Annotated in this window: 14 protein-coding genes; 12 read left to right on the plus strand and 2 right to left on the minus strand. The window is 47.9% G+C overall.

The window, feature by feature from the left end:
* The first annotated feature begins 43 nt into the window (after positions 1 to 43).
* The 3 genes from BN6628_RS11680 to BN6628_RS11690 all read left to right on the plus strand — a co-directional run bounded on the left by BN6628_RS11680 (position 44) and on the right by BN6628_RS11690 (position 4,525).
* Positions 44 to 958 (plus strand): tyrosine-type recombinase/integrase, encoded by a 915-nt coding sequence (locus tag BN6628_RS11680; protein WP_068617574.1) that lies wholly within the window; start codon positions 44 to 46, stop codon positions 956 to 958.
* Positions 959 to 1,038: 80 nt separating this feature from the next.
* A complete protein-coding gene (locus BN6628_RS11685) occupies positions 1,039 to 2,127 on the plus strand; it encodes a DUF3900 domain-containing protein (RefSeq protein WP_068617575.1) in 1,089 nt (362 codons plus the stop codon).
* An 847-nt stretch (positions 2,128 to 2,974) separates the two neighbouring features.
* Complete coding sequence (locus BN6628_RS11690) at positions 2,975 to 4,525, plus strand: 2-isopropylmalate synthase (RefSeq protein ID WP_068617577.1); 1,551 nt, start codon at positions 2,975 to 2,977, stop codon at positions 4,523 to 4,525.
* 90 nt (positions 4,526 to 4,615) lie between these two features.
* On the opposite strand, the gene BN6628_RS11695 is transcribed toward BN6628_RS11690, so the two are convergent.
* Entirely contained in the window at positions 4,616 to 5,545 is a 930-nt protein-coding gene (locus BN6628_RS11695) for an L-lactate dehydrogenase (RefSeq protein WP_068622229.1), read from the minus strand.
* 306 nt (positions 5,546 to 5,851) lie between these two features.
* Here BN6628_RS11695 and BN6628_RS11700 point away from each other — a divergent pair, with 306 nt between their 5' ends.
* From BN6628_RS11700 to BN6628_RS11710, 3 genes are all read left to right on the plus strand, one after another.
* Positions 5,852 to 6,877, plus strand: coding sequence for a polysaccharide deacetylase family protein (locus BN6628_RS11700; protein ID WP_068617579.1), 1,026 nt, complete (start codon positions 5,852 to 5,854; stop codon positions 6,875 to 6,877).
* 94 nt (positions 6,878 to 6,971) lie between these two features.
* The gene (locus BN6628_RS11705; RefSeq protein WP_235847623.1) at positions 6,972 to 8,252 is read left to right on the plus strand and encodes a VPS10 domain-containing protein; all 1,281 of its coding nucleotides are present in this window, start codon (positions 6,972 to 6,974) and stop codon (positions 8,250 to 8,252) included.
* Positions 8,253 to 8,388: 136 nt separating this feature from the next.
* The gene (locus BN6628_RS11710; RefSeq protein ID WP_068617582.1) at positions 8,389 to 8,817 is read left to right on the plus strand and encodes a DUF2500 domain-containing protein; all 429 of its coding nucleotides are present in this window, start codon (positions 8,389 to 8,391) and stop codon (positions 8,815 to 8,817) included.
* 191 nt (positions 8,818 to 9,008) lie between these two features.
* Here BN6628_RS11710 and BN6628_RS11715 read toward each other — a convergent pair whose 3' ends face one another.
* A complete protein-coding gene (locus BN6628_RS11715; RefSeq protein WP_068617584.1) occupies positions 9,009 to 10,334 on the minus strand; it encodes an FAD-dependent oxidoreductase in 1,326 nt (441 codons plus the stop codon).
* Positions 10,335 to 10,644: 310 nt separating this feature from the next.
* On the opposite strand from BN6628_RS11715, the gene BN6628_RS11720 reads away from it, so the two are divergent.
* From BN6628_RS11720 to BN6628_RS11745, 6 genes are all read left to right on the plus strand, one after another.
* Positions 10,645 to 11,067: a cell wall hydrolase gene (locus BN6628_RS11720; RefSeq protein WP_068617586.1), complete on the plus strand. Its 423-nt coding sequence runs from the start codon at positions 10,645 to 10,647 to the stop codon at positions 11,065 to 11,067.
* A 36-nt stretch (positions 11,068 to 11,103) separates the two neighbouring features.
* Positions 11,104 to 11,643 (plus strand): spore coat protein GerQ, encoded by a 540-nt coding sequence (gene gerQ / locus BN6628_RS11725; RefSeq protein ID WP_082926884.1) that lies wholly within the window; start codon positions 11,104 to 11,106, stop codon positions 11,641 to 11,643.
* A 323-nt stretch (positions 11,644 to 11,966) separates the two neighbouring features.
* Positions 11,967 to 13,265, plus strand: coding sequence for a hemolysin family protein (locus BN6628_RS11730; RefSeq protein WP_089153610.1), 1,299 nt, complete (start codon positions 11,967 to 11,969; stop codon positions 13,263 to 13,265).
* 140 nt (positions 13,266 to 13,405) lie between these two features.
* Complete coding sequence (locus BN6628_RS11735; protein WP_068617591.1) at positions 13,406 to 14,320, plus strand: ArsR/SmtB family transcription factor; 915 nt, start codon at positions 13,406 to 13,408, stop codon at positions 14,318 to 14,320.
* A 199-nt stretch (positions 14,321 to 14,519) separates the two neighbouring features.
* Entirely contained in the window at positions 14,520 to 16,265 is a 1,746-nt protein-coding gene (locus BN6628_RS11740) for an ABC transporter substrate-binding protein (RefSeq protein ID WP_068617593.1), read from the plus strand.
* Positions 16,266 to 16,335: 70 nt separating this feature from the next.
* Complete coding sequence (locus tag BN6628_RS11745) at positions 16,336 to 17,292, plus strand: ABC transporter permease (protein WP_068617596.1); 957 nt, start codon at positions 16,336 to 16,338, stop codon at positions 17,290 to 17,292.
* Position 17,293: the final 1 nt, after the last annotated feature.

Here is a 17,293-nt window from a genome sequence, read left to right on the forward strand (position 1 = left end):
CTGTGATAGAATTAGATTTTGCAGAGAAAGAGGGGCGTCACATATGCCGGATTCCCTTAATGAATGGTATGCCGACGAACTTGAGGCCTTCCTGATTTGGATGAAAGATGCAGGGTATACGACTTATACTCAAAAATCCTACTTAAGCGATGTACGGGAGTTCCTGAGCACTTTAGGTGGAAGAGAACTGAAAAGTGTGAAGAAGTTTCACATCGTGTCTTTCCTATCTTCCGTTCGGGAGAGGGGAGTGAGCGATTCAACGCGGAATCGGAAGCATGCTTCGGTCAGCTGTTTTTTCAAGGCGCTAATCGAACTAGAGCTGTATAAGGACAATCCTGCTGCAGGGATCAAGAAATCCAAAATGGACAAGCACCGCGCTCCCGTATTTCTGGATGAAGATGACTTGGGCAGATTTATGCAGTCCATTGAAGGCAAGCACAGGCTCCGCAATCTGGCGGTGTTCCTATTGATGGCGTATATGGGCCTGCGGGTTGGAGAGGTTCACTCACTTAACCTTGCCGATTACAATCCGGAACGCAGGTTGTTAAACGTGTACGGAAAAGGCCGGAAATGGCGCTCGGTACCAGTTCCAGAAGCTGTAAGCGAGGTGCTGCAGCTGGCCGTGAATGAGAGGCTGAACCCATGGAGAGCCAAAGAGACGGCAATGTTCATCTCCCAAAAAGGCCGAAGGCTGTCAATCCGGTGTATACAGCAGATTGCGGCAGATACGTTTGCGCGGTTCCAACAGCAGATTCCTCCCGAGCGAAGAGTGGCATATTCCAGTCATAAGCTGAGACACTCTTTTGCCACGATGCTATTAAGAAAAGGGGCCGATCTTCGGACCGTGCAGGAGCTTCTCGGCCATTCATCGATTCAAACTACGACGATATATACCCATATTACGAGCCGGGAGAAAGAAGAGGCCGTAGGCAGATTGGATGTAAAAATTCCGCTTTAATCAAACATGTTAACATAATAAATATTATGTAAACTTATCGCTGCGCTAAATTCATTTACTCTATATAAAGGAGCTTATTTATGCAATTCTCAATTCAATTTTTGTCCTTCTTTGTTATCCAGGTGGAAGGGAGTGAGTCCCAAGGCACCCGGTCTTATAAGCATTACCAGACTATGGATGGCTATGAATACGTGGACAGCGAAATTAAGAAGTTTCTGGATGGGGAATTTACCAGAATCGCAAAACGGAAGGTGGAGAAGAACCCTTCTGTTGAGCAGGCGCCCACCAAGATAGGGACCTTCATCGTGGAACCCGGCCATGAATTGGACAGCAATCCGAACTTCAATCTATTCACCCGGCTCCGGGCGGCAAGTGAGAAGGAGGACTTCAAGAACGCATGTGACGATCTGATGCGGAGCTATCTGGATACCAGTGCGGTACGTGGAGGTGCCATGATTATTGTGCAAGCAGAGCTGGCCACCCACTCCGATACGCCGATCATTTTCCTGCTGAAATGTGATTTCGAACAGAAAATCGCCCGGATTTCTGATGAGAAGAGCCTGGTTAATGAGGTGGAAATGGCGATCAGTGCACGGAATATGAAATCGATCCAATATCCGTATATGCCGGAAGAAGGGATGTTCGAGGAATGGGAGCTTAAAATCCATCAGTCCTCACATGCCCGTTATTTCGAGGACTTCCTAAAGTTCGTTACTTACGAGCAGTCAATTCCCGAGATCGTAAATGATCAAGTGCTGAATTTCGTTCAGGATTATGTGGAGACTAAGTGGCCGGATGAAACTCATGAGGAGCGCCAGTCTGTCGAGCGGGAGTTAGAGTTCTGGGCGGCGAGTGAGAAACGGGATATTCAAGAGAAATGGGAGCCGGAAGCTGTAGTTGAAGCTGCTGAGAGGATTATTGAGATCAAACCCGAAATTGAACTCAAGTTCCGTTTGGGAGATACTATGGTCCGGGGCAGACTCGCAGACTTCGGAGAGCAGATCCATATTGCCAAATTAAATGGACGTTATGCGGTAGTCCTGGAAGGAGACTCGTTCGTTTTTGATAAAGGATTCTCCCCTGTGGAGCTGCTTCAGCCAGAATCCTTCGAAGTGGTAGCCAAAAGGATTTTGGAGAAAAAGACGGAAGAACCTGAGGATTTATACTGAGGATGAAGGTCAAAATTAGAGCGAAAATCATATAATTCATATCGTTAATTAATTTAGTTAATCATATTAATTATATAGAATAACCCTTGTGCGGCGCGGATTTATCGAACTTCAACAAATTATTCATCCAGATGTTGACTATTGTTCTGATTCATGCATATAATAGCAGCAACCTTTTAATTTACTGGCTGTGAAAAGGAGCCGGTTTCGGTTGATTATGACCCAGAGAGCGGGAAGCACGCTGAAATTTCCGCCATAATGCCGATACCCACTCGCCTTGGAGCTGCTGTTCTGAACGGATATTTATCCTCTAAGAACAGCCGGATGGCACCCGTTAACGTGCATCAAGGTCCAGCAGCACTTTAATCTGGATCTCCTGAGGCAGCGGTCCCTATGGATCTGCTGTGAACATGGGTGGTACCACGGAAGATAACCCCTTTCGTCCCTGTAATGCGTCTTATATTGGCGCAGGGATGATAGGGTTTTTTTATATTCAAATAACGACATTCGCAATGACAAGGAGCAGGCAGGCGGGCACTTAAGCCCAGAGAGCGATGAGCACGCTGAGATCATCGTCTTAATCCCGAAGCCGACTCGCCTTGGAGCTGTTCTTTTGAAACCTGCTTAGAGCTTAACGATAAGGCAGGTTAGGAGGAACCGGTTGGCACCCGTTAGTGTGCAGAATTACGGTGTGAACCGTAATTCATTGAGGCTGCAGAGAATCTCTGCAGCAAAGCCTGGGTGGTATCGTGGAAGAAGAACCTCTTTCGCCCCAGCTGCAGTCTAATCTGCAGCTGGGGATGAAGGAGGTTTTTTTTATAAAATTACAAGAAAAGGTGGAATGAACATGCGCAAAATTTATGTACTGGACACAACGCTGCGGGACGGGGAGCAATCGCCAGGAGTTAGCTTGACCTCTCAGGAGAAGGTGGAGATTGCCCTACAGCTGGAACGGCTCGGAATTGACCGTATTGAAGCCGGCTTTCCGATCACCTCCAAAGGTGAAGTAGCCAGTGTGCAGGAGGTGGCCAAGGTCATTCAGAATGCTACGGTTGTCGCTTTTGCCCGGTCAAGGGAACAGGATATTGATGCAGTCAGAGAAGCCTTGAAGAATGCGGGGGACCCTTGCCTGCATCTGTTCCTTGCAACATCGCCTATTCACCGGGAATATAAGCTTAAGATGGATAAAGCCAAAGTGCTGGATACTCTTGAAGCGGCAATCCGGTATGGCCGTAAATACTTTGACAAAGTAGAATTCTCCGCTGAGGATGCCAGCCGCACAGAAGTGGATTTCCTCTGCGAGGTTACGGAGCGCGCCATTCGGGCTGGTGTCACGGTGGTCAACCTGCCTGATACGGTCGGCTTTGCGACTCCTGAGCAGTTCGGACGCATATTTAAGACAGTGAAGGACCGGGTAGCCGGGATTGAACGAATCCAGCTAAGCACCCACTGCCATGATGATCTTGGGATGGCAACCGCGAATACGCTTGCGGCGATTGAAGGCGGCGTGGATCAGATTGAAGGCACAATCAACGGGATTGGTGAACGCGCCGGTAATACGGCGATCGAGGAAGTGGCCCTGGCTCTTGAGACGCGGAGTGACAGTTATGGCGGAGCAAAGACCACACTTAATCTAAGCGAAATTTACCGCACAAGCCGGCTTGTCAGCAAGCTGACCGGCATTACCGTACCAGGGAATAAAGCCATCGTAGGGGCGAATGCTTTTGCGCATGAATCGGGAATCCATCAGGATGGGATGCTGAAGAACCGGCAGACCTATGAAATTATTACACCTGAGACGATTGGGGTCCGCGCTAGCAAGCTCGTGCTCGGCAAGCACTCTGGGCGCCATGCGTTTAAGGAGCACCTCATCGATCTTGGTTACACCTTGGATGAGGAGCGGCTGAATATTGCTTTTGCCAAGTTCAAGGATCTGGCTGACCGCAAGAAGGAAGTGCTTACGGAGGATATCCGGGCTTTGGTTATGGAGAATGTTACAGAGGGACCAGTGCCTTTCAAGCTGGACAGCATGCAAGTCTCTTATGGCAACCGTTCGCTGCCAACAGCCGCTGTGCGCATACTCAAAGAGGACGGGGGGAGCATCGAAGAGGCTTCCGTGGGGAATGGGTCTGTTGATGCGGTATACCGCGCAATTGAGAAGGCTACAGGGCTTGTCACCGAGCTTGAGGATTACAAGATTCATTCGGTTACCCAAGGAACAGATGCGCTTGGAGAAGTTCATGTTGTGATTCGGATGGGGGAGGATACAGCTGGGGGCCGGGGAATCAGTACGGATATCATTGAAGCAAGTGCCAAAGCCTATCTGGATGCGATGAATCGGCTTGCCGTGCGGCAGAGCGGCCCGGACCGGGAAGGTAATATAACGATCCAATCCTAGCTGGCCACGGCAGGTTAGGCGGAGCTTCTATAGCTGGACAGAAAGAAACAAGCGGCCCGCTGGAAAAGGGGCCGCTTGCCTTCTGTGATCTTAAAGCTCAAGCTTCTCGATTTCAGATTTCAATTTGTTTGCAGAAGCCTGCAGTTGTTCCATCTCTTTGTCGGTCAGATTAAGGTCGAGAATTTGTCTCACTCCTGAGCGGTCCACAATACTCGGTACCCCAAGATAGACATCAGAGATTCCATTATAGTCTGTGAGCAGCGTAGACACGTTAAGCACAGAGCCCTCATCCTGAAGAATGGAGACTACAATCCGGTCAAGGGCGAGCGCGATCGCATAAGAAGTGGAGCCTTTAGCATTAATAATCTCATAGGCGGCATTCTTTGTCCGTGAGAAAATATCTTCACGCTCTTGTTCTTCGAATTCAAGTCCAACTCCAGCCACGTTGGCAAGACTCCAGAGTGGAAGCTCGGAATCCCCGTGCTCACCAACGATGTGGGCATGAATGCTGCGCGGGTTAATGCCTTTGCTCTGGCCGATCAAATAGCGGAAGCGGGCGCTGTCGAGCAGGGTGCCTGAGCCGATAACCCGGTTGGTGGGGAAGCCGCTCTTTTTCCAGGATACATAAGTCAGGATATCTACAGGATTGGTGGCTACCAGGATAATTCCATGATCGTTGTACTTCACGATATTCTGAATAATGCTGTCGAATATACCAGCATTACGCTTTAACAAATCGATTCTTGTCTCTCCTGGACGCTGGGATGCCCCAGCAGCAATAATAACAATATCTGCTCCCGCGCAATCGCTGTAATCTCCGGCCCATAATTTAACTCCTCCTGTAAAAGGAAGACCGTGGTTCATATCAAGTGCTTCTCCCAGTGCTTTCTCATGGTTGGCATCAATCAGGACAAGCTCGGATACCCGTTCTCTGAGCAGCAGGGTGTAAGCCGTGGTCGCTCCGACAGCTCCTGTTCCAATAATTACAACTCTGCTTGAACCCGTTTTGGATGGTTTCATTAAAATCATCTCCTTGGCAAGATCGTTATTATGTGTGATCAATCAGCCTGCTCTCCCCATTTTTACCCGATAAGCACCAGATTACAACGCGATGTTTAAATTATGTAAGCGAGGAAGAAGCAGGATAACTCTATTGTACACAAAAATGACAAACAATAAATAAAAGTTAACATAATATATATTACGTTAACTAATTAGCCATTTACTAATAGTTTAGGAGATTGTAACCATAGGTGTAACCTTTCTGTAAGATTCCTCATCTATAATTATATTATCCTATTGATATAACATAGAGAGAGGAACACGGTGAACATCATCATGGAACGCAGTAACAAGACACGCAGTGAGAGAGCTCAGCTGGGAAGAAAGAAACGCAACAGACTTATCATAGCCGTCAATCTGGTGCTATTGGGTGCTATAACCACGACAGTTATCCTTACATATAATATGAAACAGGATAAGTCAGGAGCGGAGCTTCCAAAGCTTGCCGCCGTCCACTCCAAGGAACCTCAAAAAGTAGATGCTGGTGTTAAGAAGACGAATGATGGTGGACCGTCAGATCAGAAGAAGAGCCCGAACACCGTGAAGCCTGTTGGGACGGAAGATTCCAAGCAAAATCAGACGAACAGTGGCAAAACCCCGAACAGTGGTAATAACAAAGCGGTAATCTCGGGGGAGAACAATAAACCGCAAGTCTTAAACGCTGACTCAAATCAAAAAACTAAAGTAGTGTACCTCACTTTTGATGATGGACCTAATGAATATACGGAGCAGATTCTCAATATTCTTAAGGAAAATGAGATTCACGCTACCTTTTTCATGATCGGAACCCAGCTTCGTGATAATCAGTCTTCAATTGAACGGCTGCTCAAGGAGGGACACTATGCCGGGCTGCACAGCATGAGCCACAACTACAACAAGCTATACAAAAACGGAGGTTCCAGTCATTTTATTGATGAATTCAAACAGGAACAGGCCCTGCTCTACAAGTTGACAGGATTTAAAGCCACATTAATCCGGGCTCCCTACGGAAGTGCCCCGCAAATTGGATATAACTTTCGTACGGATATAGCTCATGCGGGTTTCAAAATGTGGGATTGGACCGTTGATTCCCAAGACTGGAGTTATACCGGCAAGCCGGATAAGGTGGTACAACAGGTAAAACGGCAAATTCACCGGAAGCAGGAAATCATCCTGATGCACGAGAAGAAGCAAACGGTTCAAGCTCTGCCGCGGATTATCGCTTATTTGAAGCAGAAAGGATATTCGTTTGCAGTATACAAGCCTGACCACCACATTGTGGCTAACTTCGGGAAAGATACAAGATTATGACCATGATTTGCGGTTAGATAGATAGATTATGCTATAATATATTGATGTACCTACAATTCTATATTTACTACAATTCTGAGGAGGGAACAGACTTTTGACCTCTTGGCGCTCAATAACCTTGATTATGCTCGTTATGAGTCTATTGTTAACGGCCTGTACTTCTGATAAATCCAATGAAGCTCTGATTCCACCCAAAGACGAAATTCAGGACTCCGGACAGACAATTACCGTAATTAATCAAAATTCCAACAGCAAGATTAACGAAAACGCCAAGTCTCCGGACAAGCAAAAATATCAAATTCAGACCCGGTTGTCTGATTTTCAGCTTATATCGGATACGACGGGGATCGCATGGGGTTCCACCCGCAATGAACTGCGTCTTTATCTAACCCAGGATAACGGCAAAGTGTGGACCAATATATCCCCTTCGTCATCTGTTCAATTTCAGAGCAACCCTCAATATGGCAAGGATATCTTCTTTATTGATTCGCAGACAGGGTGGGTGGTTCGCAACTCACTCGGATCAGCGGAAACGGTAGTTCTGCGTACGGTGGATGGAGGAGCCAGCTGGAAACTGGCCTCATTGCCACAGCAGGCCAAATCCATCGCAATTTTTTTTGTCTCCAAGAATGTCGGATGGATCATCACAGAGGATGATCTGAATGCACCGGACATGCATAAGACACTTTACCGGACCAAAGATGGTGGGGTGAGCTGGGAGAAGATTATGGGCAGTTTGATTGGCCAAGATGGGAAGAGAGATAACTCCAGTCCGACTTTTGGGGCGCTCAGCGGCATGGTATTCACTGATGAGCTTCATGGTTATGCCACCTCCATTCTGAATGGCATCCCGCATCTGCACAGAACGACAGACGGGGGGATGAGCTGGAAGGAGAACACGAATTTCTTTAACAAGGACAAGTATCAAGGCTGCTCCAGATTTATCAGCAGCGCCCCGTATTTCTTCAGAGGGGGAACTCAGGAAGGCTGGATTTCGGTTGGCTGCAACCGTAAAGCCCAGACGAAATTTAATGCATATTATACGAAAGATGCCGGTGAAACTTGGAATTTCGTTTCGTTTCCTATCGGCTGGCAGACTGGAGTGAATCAGATGCTGTCGCCTACTTTCCTGAACAGCAAAGAGGGATGGGCGCTGCAGTCCAACAAGGTTTATCATACAACGACCCAGGGTACCAAATGGGAGGAGCTGCCTGAGAGCTCAGTCTTGAAACAAACGATGACAAAATATCCGGAAGTTGTGAAATTTCAGTTCTACTCCTCAAAAGTCGGGTGGCTGCTTGTACAGAATAACAATCTCAAACGTTCTCTTCTGCTGCAGACCCAGGACGGTGGAGTCCACTGGCACGTGCTTTGAACAAGCCGTGTCAGTTTTTTTGTAATTTGTCCTTTTTTCGGGTCAAGGGAATACAAGATTGCCAGGCTCGCGCATATACATGGATAGTGCGGGAAGCGAGTGCTTCCTCCGGCGCAGTAGAAAGGGGGCAGAAATCATGCATTCTGGCTTCGAAGTCTTCGACATCGCCGGTACGTTCCTACCTATTTTTCTCATTGTTCTCGTATCTATCGCGCTCTTAACCGTGTCTGGTGGGGTGTACCGCTGGTTTCGAAACAGCAAGCAGCCTGTGCTCAGTGTCTATTCCGTAATTAGCAGCAAGCGAACCATGGTCGCACATCATCATGACCAGGATTCCGCTGCGCACCATTCCAGCACAACGTATTATGTGACGTTTGAGGTTGAAAGCGGAGACCGTCTGGAGTTCCGCGTCAGCGGGGAAGAGTTTGGCCAGTGTGCTGAAGGAGATGAAGGCAAGCTTACCCTACAGGGGAGCCGTTATCTGGGTTTCAAACGGACTGAAAGAATGGCTGCAGGCGCGTTTCCGAATTACAGAAATGACAGGCGCCATTCCAATATGTATTAATTACGTCTGACCTTGTCCTCCCCGATAAGGATGGGGTCTTTTATGATCATGGAGGATTCAGATTGCTTAAACAGTTGGTAACAAGGGCAGGGCTGAATAGCAAATGAGTAAAAACTAACCCCCAGGCGCCAGCCTGAGGGTTAGTCTGCTTTAAGCAAGCTTTGGAATTTGCGATCCGATAAATCTGCCGGCTATCCTGTAACCCGCTCTGGCTTGATTAATTGATTCAAGAGCTTCAGGGCAACCTTACGGCCGCTAGAGAAGGCTCTTTCGGCGAGTTCGCCTTTACCTTCGCATCCGTCACCACAGAAGTAGAATGGCACATTCGGGAGATGGTTAGGGAGGAGACGGTTCGTGCTGATATTCTTGACACTAGAGACCATGGCTTTCTTGGATACCCGCTTGACCTCTACAGCTTCGCGCCAACCCGGGTAATACTTGTCGAACAGGGACTCCATGCCAGCAGTCTTCTTCTCCAGATATACTTTACGCTCATCCTCATCCTTGAAGTCGTCATTCAAATAGGCGATTCCCTGCAGAAGCTGGCCGCCAGGAGGAACAACGGTATGGTCAGTTGCGGATACGTCGCTGATGAACATCTTGTTGGTCATGTCGCTGATATAGTGGAACGGGCGGGCGACGATTTCCTTGAAACCCAAATCGTAAACCATAACTTCAGTGGATGTGTTGTTCTGATACGGTTCTAGGTACTGTGCCCATTCCGAATTCTCAAGCAGCTTCACAGCTTGCTGAACGGGAGTCGCGATGATGACCTTGTCAAATACTGCGGCTTCCTGGGCTTTCGTCTTCAATATGAACTGGCCGCCTTCTTGCGTGATGGATTCTACAGGCTCTTTCAAGGCGATGTTCCAGTTCCCGTTGCGGTTAATCTTGTCCTGAAGCTGATCGGTGATGGTTGCCCAGCTTCCAAGGATATAATTGACCGGCTTGGAAGAGAGGAAGAGGTTATGATAGTATTCTGCAATCACTTCGCCTGAGACCTTGCGGGCATCCCCGGGGGTGATGAAGAAATTCGAGCAGACCAGATGCTGCCACAGTTCTTTGACATCCTCAGCCGCATTGGACTTATCCAGGTAATCACCCAGAGTCGGATAGTTCTTCAGGTGATGAACATTTCCGACAATCGCTGCGATTTCGGCCACAAAACGTACTTTCTCCATTGCAGTCAGAACGTCGGTTTTCATAATATTCACAAAATCGAGAGGAGCGGGGGTGAGGTGATCATTCTTCGCATACACAACTTTGCGCTTGTCGACCTGCTTGCTCTCAAATACCAGTCCTAGATCCTCTTCCATATGATGAAGCGTGTGGCGGTCGATTCCATAGACCGCATGTGCTCCATAATTAAGGGTGAAGCCGGATTTCTGATAAGTAAAAGCCCGGCCCCCGAGCTGCGGGCTGCGTTCAAATACAGTGCCTTCCAATTCGCGGTTTTCAGATAGATAGGCGGCGGCGGTCAAACCAGCTAAACCTCCACCGATAATTGCGATTTTCATGAAAGTACCTCCTAAAAGTTCTGCCGACTTATAAAGCACTTCTCTATGAAATGAACTAAAGAGATGAACTTAACAGCCGTTTTAGTCCAGTCCAAAATGTAAGAGTAATTTACAGATTCTTTTTTAGTATATGCTATTCATGAAAGCGCGTCCATAGGAATAGACACGAAATGTACATACTTGGTATCGCAATCATTTCCTGTGTATAAAATTAAAATTTCGGGCAGAAAAAGTGTATTTTTTAGTCACAAAATGGGCGAATGCACATAGGATATACCGTTGATGAAGTGTTTTGAAGGAGGAAAGCCGCGTGGCGGTCATCAAAGCAAACTCAGAAGATGTCAAGCTGCTGGCACGATTGATGCGCGCCGAAGCCGAGGAAGATCAGGAGCCCGGCATGCTGATGGTGGGCAATGTGGGGGTGAACCGGATTCTGGCGGACTGCCTGGACTTCAAGAATATCCGGACCATGAATCAGATGGTGTTCCAGTCTCCAGGGGGATTTGAGTCTACCCAGAAGGGCTACTTTTACCAAAAAGCGCGGGACAGAGAACTCAGGCTCGCCCAGCGCGCCATCGGCGGCGAACGGACCTGGCCAGCCACAAACGCGCTGTGGTTTTTCCGCCCGCAGGGAGATTGCCCGGACACGTGGTATAACCAGGCCAATACAGGCAGGTACAAAGCGCATTGCTTCTTTGCACCAACGGCTGAAGATTGTCCGAGTGTGTATTAAGAAATACCAACCTATATCCGAGGAGGAAACAGACAAATGTATAACCCGCAATATCGTCCGGTGACTTATAAGGTGGGCGGCGCCACTATGGGGTCCACAATGGGACCTACAATGGGCTCTGGTATGGGACCAACTATGGGACCTGGTATGGGAACGAACATGCCAAACATGGGTACGAATATGCCAAACATGGGTACGAATATGCCAAATGTGGGCACGAACATGGGAACTTTTCCACCCGTAGCCAGCGGTAATCAGATCACACCACAAGGGACCATTGTGGCTACACCACCATCTTTAACCGAGCAATCTTTTATCGAGAATATCCTACGTCTGAATCTTGGTAAAGTCGGAACGTTCTATATGACGTATGAGAACAACCGGGAGTGGAATGCTAAGATCTTTAAGGGTGTGCTGGAAGCCGCTGGCCGCGATCACATTATTATCAGTGACCCGAACACAGGTGTGCGTACGATTCTGCTAATGGTCAACCTGGACTTTGCCACGTTTGATCAGCCGCTTGTCTATCAATACCCTGGTGTAATTGGGAATCCCCCTGCACAAGGAACGCGCTGATCCATTAACTTACCGCTGTAGTCCCCTTTGGCATGCTGGCCGGGGGATTATTTGCGTACAGCTTAAGGATTCCCGGTCCTTTATTCGTAGGACCCGAATAAATATGTGGGTGACCCTAACGTCGAAGTGACATATCCCGAAATTTGACTGTGTAAGGTATAATTATATAATAATATGGAGTGAACTTCGTGAATGTTCATACTTGCAGGAAGTTTAACTCTGAATTATTAATTTGTATTCTATACCGCGAAGGAGGTGCACCTGTTCGCCGCGCAGCCTAGCTGTGGACAGGAAACGTATTGGACAGTGACCCTTTACCAAGTATTTTGCAAGTGGGACTTATTTTAGTTTTAGTGATTTTAAACGGATTTTTTGTATCAGTTGAATTTGCCTTGGTCAAAATCCGCAGCAGCCGGATTGAAGCCCTGGCTGAAGAGGGGAACCGCAGCGCCCGCATTGCCAGAGGAATGGTAAACCATCCGGAAGCCTATCTCTCGGCATGCCAACTGGGAATTACCTTATGCTCACTCGGTCTCGGATGGCTGGGCGGCCCGTTAATCGCCTCGATGCTGATGCCTTTATTTGCCTGGCTGGGCTGGGGAACCGCCTTCGTGCATGGTGTTTCGTTTACGGTGGCCTTCGTTCTGATTGCTGTTATGCATATCGTGTTGGGTGAGCTTGCACCCAAAGCCATTGCTATCCGTAAAGCGGAGAACATCACCCTGCTGTCGGCCGGTCCGATGTCTATCTTTTACCGGATTGCTTATCCTTTCATTTGGGTGCTTAACGGACTTGCGAATACGCTGCTCCGTCTGATGCGTGTGGACCCTGCATCCGATCAGGACAATGTCCATACCGAAGAGGAGATCCGGGTGCTTATGAAGGAGAGCAGTGAGAGCGGACTGCTGGACAGCACGGAGCTTACACTTGTGGACAACATCTTCGAGTTCGCTGATACAACCGCAAGGGAGATCATGATCCCCCGCACGGAAATGATCTGTTTATATTCACAAAATACACTTGAAGAAAATTTGGAAATCGCGCTCGAAGGTATGCGTACCCGTTATCCGGTATGCGACAATGATAAAGATCATATTATTGGCTTCATTCATATCAAAGACCTGATTCGTACGGGAAGCTCGGACTATCGGGATTTGCTCAGGCCGATGATGACCGTTCCCGATTCCATTCCCATCAGCGATCTGATGAAACGCATGCAGCGTGGCAAGACACAGATTGCGCTTCTGATTGATGAGTATGGAGGCACCTCCGGAATTGTGACTTTGGAGGATATCGTGGAGCAGATCGTCGGAGAGATTCAGGATGAATTTGACGAGGAACGCCCTGGTTTCGAACAGATCAGCGAACATATCTATTCCATTGACGGCTTGATGCTGATTGAGGCCGTGAATGACCGCTTTGGTCTTGAAATGGACTCCGATGATTATGACACGATCGGTGGCTGGCTGTATTCCAGAATTGAAGTGCTTCCCCCCAGAATCGGACAGTCTGCCGAATTTGAGGGACACACCTTTATTGTCGAAGAGACAGACCAGAAGAGAATATCGCGGATTAAGCTGCTCAAACAGGAGCTCTTGCCCTTGGAAGAAGCAGGTGCATAGCCATTTCTCAGTTGAACCCAGCATATTCATTTGCTGGGTTTTTCATCTGTACCCAAATACATATACAATATGTGCCGCATCACTATGTAGTGACTTTAGCGCGTTCACGTTATAATGTGATAAGGAAGGAGTGAACAGATTTGGCTTTTCGACTTGATGTGCAGTTTGAACCGGTTCATGAACTGATAAACAGCCTTCATGCATACATTTGCAGAAGTTCTTATAAGAAAACGGATCTTTCATCAGCTTGGGCTGAAGCTGCCCGGATGAAGTTGACTCCCGAATTCGCCACAGCTTTAAGCGAAATGGCGATTGATGCGGATTGGAAACTTACCTTCCTGCTCGTTCATTTATGCCCGGACAAGTCCGATGTTAGGGGGTTTCTTAAGTGGCTGGAGAGTCTGAGCCCTGGGGATATGTATGAGAAGATTGCCGAATACAGCAGTTATTTTCCCGACAACATGAGCAGCTTCCGAGCCAGAACGCTTCGGGTCTTCGAAGAGTGGAATCATGCGTACTTCAGCAGTATTAACCCTGATATTCTCATCTCCTTGCAGGAAGAGAAAAGAAGGAGACTTGAGCAGCTCCCCAGCCTTTCCACCGAGCAGTTTGTTGATACGACAACTAACGGGCTGGTGTTTAAGCCGATTCAAGGACTGGAGGAAGTGATTCTAATTCCCCAGTATCATTTTCAGCCCATTAATGTGATTAATTACTACGGTAGGCTAACCTTATGCTGTTACTCGGCAAGGGTGTATTTCCCTGAGAACAAGGATGTAATGAATCCGCAGAATTACCGGATGCTGCGCAGTATAGGCGAGAAGAGCCGTCTCAAGATTCTCCGGTATTTACATCAGGGGCCTCGAAGCTTCATCGAGATCGTCAGACATATGAAGCTGTCCAAGGGGATTACCCACGACCACATCTCCAATCTTAGGAGGGCCGGATTGATCTATGCCCACTTCGAGGGAGAGACGTTGACCGAATATAGTCTAAGGCCGGGAGCCCTAGAGGAGATCCAAAAAAATCTGCTGGAATATATAAGCGGGGAATAAACCAGTCAAAGCCTTTTCTTCCTTAGGGAGAAAGGGCTTTTTATGTATGCTTTAAGAACTAAATTTTCTGTAAGTGGAGAAATTTGTGTCAGTTCTCTCTTTACAGAACCAGGACGGATACATATAATAGCTGTATCGATCACAATGCATAGTTAACTGATCGGAATATATTATATTCATTGGCATAGGAGAGGATACTATGAAAAAAAGCACACTTTTATTGACTTCTCTAATCCTGGCGAGCTCACTTCTCTTCAGCGCTTGCTCCGATAATCAGGATGATGCTGCACCGGCATCTGGAGCCGCAGCAGTAACGAATCCAACAGCGACAACGACAACGGGCTCCGCATCGTCGGAGCAAGCAAATGGCCAGGTCATCCAAGCGGCAGACCTGTCTAAGCTTCCGGAAGCCGCCAAGAAGAGGACGGATACCATTATTGCGAGTCTGACCGATCCTGCCGGAGCATTTGTCCCCTATTTTACCCAGAGCGGGTATGACGGTAATGTCAATTCACAGCTGCAATCCTCACTCGTCACTACGGATGACAAAGGTGTACCTGCACCTGATCTGGCCGAGAAATGGGACATCTCGCCAGATAACTTAACGATTACATACCATTTGCGCAAAGATCTGAAGTTTAGTGATGGTTCTCCGGTTACCGCGGATGACGTAGCTTTTACATGGACTATCCTTCACGATAAAGCTTACTCCGGGGATACAGCAGTCGATGTGATTCATGTGAAAGGGGGGGCTGACTACAAAGCCGGTAAAGCCAAAACAATCTCCGGCATTAAGGTGATTGACCCGCTAACCATTTCGGTTACCTTGGAACAGCCAAATGCGACCGCTCTTACTACGCTGGGCGGCCCTGTTCTATCAAAGGCTTATTACGGGAAGGATTACAAATTTGGCAATCTTGATTACATAAAGAAGCTGTATCTGGCTCCGGTGGGAACAGGACCTTATACGCTGGAGAAATTCATACCTGGTCAGGAAGTTCGTTTTGTGGCTAATCCGTATTATTACAAAGGCAAACCCAAAACGGAGCATTTCATCTATAAAACGTCTGAAGGGGATACTTGGCAGTATCTGGAGACTGGAGAGATTGATTTTGCCAGCTTCAGTGCCACCCAGGAGAACATTGATAAGTTAAAAGCTCGGGGCTTCGCCAACATTCTGTCTTATACCCCAAGCTCGTATGGATATCTTCAGTTAAATCTTGAACATGAACAGTTAAAAGATAAGAAGGTAAGGCAGGCCCTGACCTATGGTCTTGACCGCCAGAGCATTTACGTGGATGCTGCTCAAGGTGCCGGGGCTATCGCTAACATTCCTGCATCACCAATATCCTGGGCTTATACGGAGGAAGGAATTAACCCGTATAAACATGATTTGGAGAAGGCAAAGCAGCTGCTCGATGAGGCTGGATGGAAGGCGGGGTCAGATGGAATTCGGGTGAAGGATGGCAAGAAGCTGACGATTCATTTCCTGGGTTCAAAGAACAAAGGTACCGATATCTTCATTCCGATTGCAAAAGAGAATTTCCAAGCGCTGGGCATCGACTTCCAGCCTGAAGTGTTTGCAGACTTTAATGCGCTGGTCTCTAAAGTGGAAAGCAAGGATTATGACATGGCCAGCTTCTCTACACCGATGCTGAGTGATCCTTCTGACGGGCTGGCTATGTTCCTGCCGAATGGAGATGTGAAAGGGTTCAACAATCCGAAATTTACCGAGCTCTATAAGCAGTCACTTGCCACTACGGACATTGAAGCACGCAAGAAAATTTACAAAGAAATATTCCAGCTTCTGAACGATGAGCTGCCGGTCATCTTTACCAGCTACAAGAAGACTGTATATGGCTATAATGGCCGGATTCAGAATCTTAGCGTAAGCCCGTTTAATGGAATTTCTGAAAGTTTGCCTGAATGGTCCCTCAGCAAGTAACCATGAATTTGTTCCCGCTCCGCAAAGCTTGGTTGGGGCGGAGCCGGGAATGTAGATGAAGGAGCATGTCATGAGCACGTATATTTCAAAAAGACTTATCTATATGCTGGTTATCCTGCTGGCTGCGTCTTTCCTGGTCTTTAGCCTGTATGCCCTTACCCCGGGGGATTTCATCAGCGGGAACATGAAGTTATCTCCGGAGAGGAAAGCGGAGCTCAGAGAGATTTACGGCCTGAACAAACCGCTGCTGGAGCGCTATTTGATTTGGATGAAGAACGCTCTGCACGGTAATTTCGGTTATTCGTTGTCCCAGCAGACCCCGGTATTAACTCTATTTAATCAATATATCTGGAATTCGTTCCTGCTTGCGGTCGTTTCAACATTTCTGACCTGGGTCATTGCGGTCATTATTGGTGTGATCGCCGCCTATAAGCAGTATTCCTGGTTCGATACGCTGGTGATGATCGGTATTTTTGCAGCCATGTCGCTGCCGTCCTTCTTCATAGGGTTATTCCTTATTAAGACCTTGGCCGTTGATCTTCATTGGCTTCCGCCAGGAGGAATGCTTACAACCGGAAGCAGCTCCACAGGGCTTGCTTATGTCAAGGAAGTGATTCAGCATATGACCCTGCCTGTAATTGTGATGACGCTGCTGGGGCTGGGCTCGCTGACCCGGTATTTCCGCAGCAACATGATTGATGTCATCAAGCAGGATTATATCCGCACGGCGCGGGCCAAAGGGCTTAGCGAGCGAAAAGTGCTGTTCACGCATGCGCTGCGAAATGCCCTCCTGCCTGCGATCACGCTGGTTGGGTTTGAGCTTCCGGCTCTGTTTGGAGGCTCGTTGATTATAGAGAAAATTTTCAACTGGCCAGGGATCGGCCAGCTGTATATGCAATCCTTCGGCTTAAGGGATTACCCTCTGCTCGTAGGATTCACCATGTTGATCGCGGTATTAACTGTGATTGGGACGCTTCTGTCGGACATTCTCTATCATGTGGCCGATCCGCGCGTCAAGCTGCAATAAG

The organism is Paenibacillus tuaregi (assembly GCF_900086655.1).
In the GTDB taxonomy this organism is placed as follows: Bacteria; Bacillota; Bacilli; order Paenibacillales; family Paenibacillaceae; genus Fontibacillus; species Fontibacillus tuaregi.

Bases quoted from the DNA above. Each gene is read 5' to 3' on its own strand.
- BN6628_RS11685 (WP_068617575.1), top strand. From the start codon at position 1,039: ATGCAATTCTCAATTCAATTTTTGTCCTTCTTTGTTATCCAGGTGGAA.
- BN6628_RS11740 (WP_068617593.1), top strand. From the start codon at position 14,520: ATGAAAAAAAGCACACTTTTATTGACTTCTCTAATCCTGGCGAGCTCA.
- gerQ (WP_082926884.1), top strand. From the start codon at position 11,104: ATGTATAACCCGCAATATCGTCCGGTGACTTATAAGGTGGGCGGCGCC.
- BN6628_RS11680 (WP_068617574.1), top strand. From the start codon at position 44: ATGCCGGATTCCCTTAATGAATGGTATGCCGACGAACTTGAGGCCTTC.
- BN6628_RS11695 (WP_068622229.1), bottom strand. From the start codon at position 5,545: ATGAAACCATCCAAAACGGGTTCAAGCAGAGTTGTAATTATTGGAACA.
- BN6628_RS11710 (WP_068617582.1), top strand. From the start codon at position 8,389: ATGCATTCTGGCTTCGAAGTCTTCGACATCGCCGGTACGTTCCTACCT.
- BN6628_RS11715 (WP_068617584.1), bottom strand. From the start codon at position 10,334: ATGAAAATCGCAATTATCGGTGGAGGTTTAGCTGGTTTGACCGCCGCC.
- BN6628_RS11745 (WP_068617596.1), top strand. From the start codon at position 16,336: ATGAGCACGTATATTTCAAAAAGACTTATCTATATGCTGGTTATCCTG.
- BN6628_RS11690 (WP_068617577.1), top strand. From the start codon at position 2,975: ATGCGCAAAATTTATGTACTGGACACAACGCTGCGGGACGGGGAGCAA.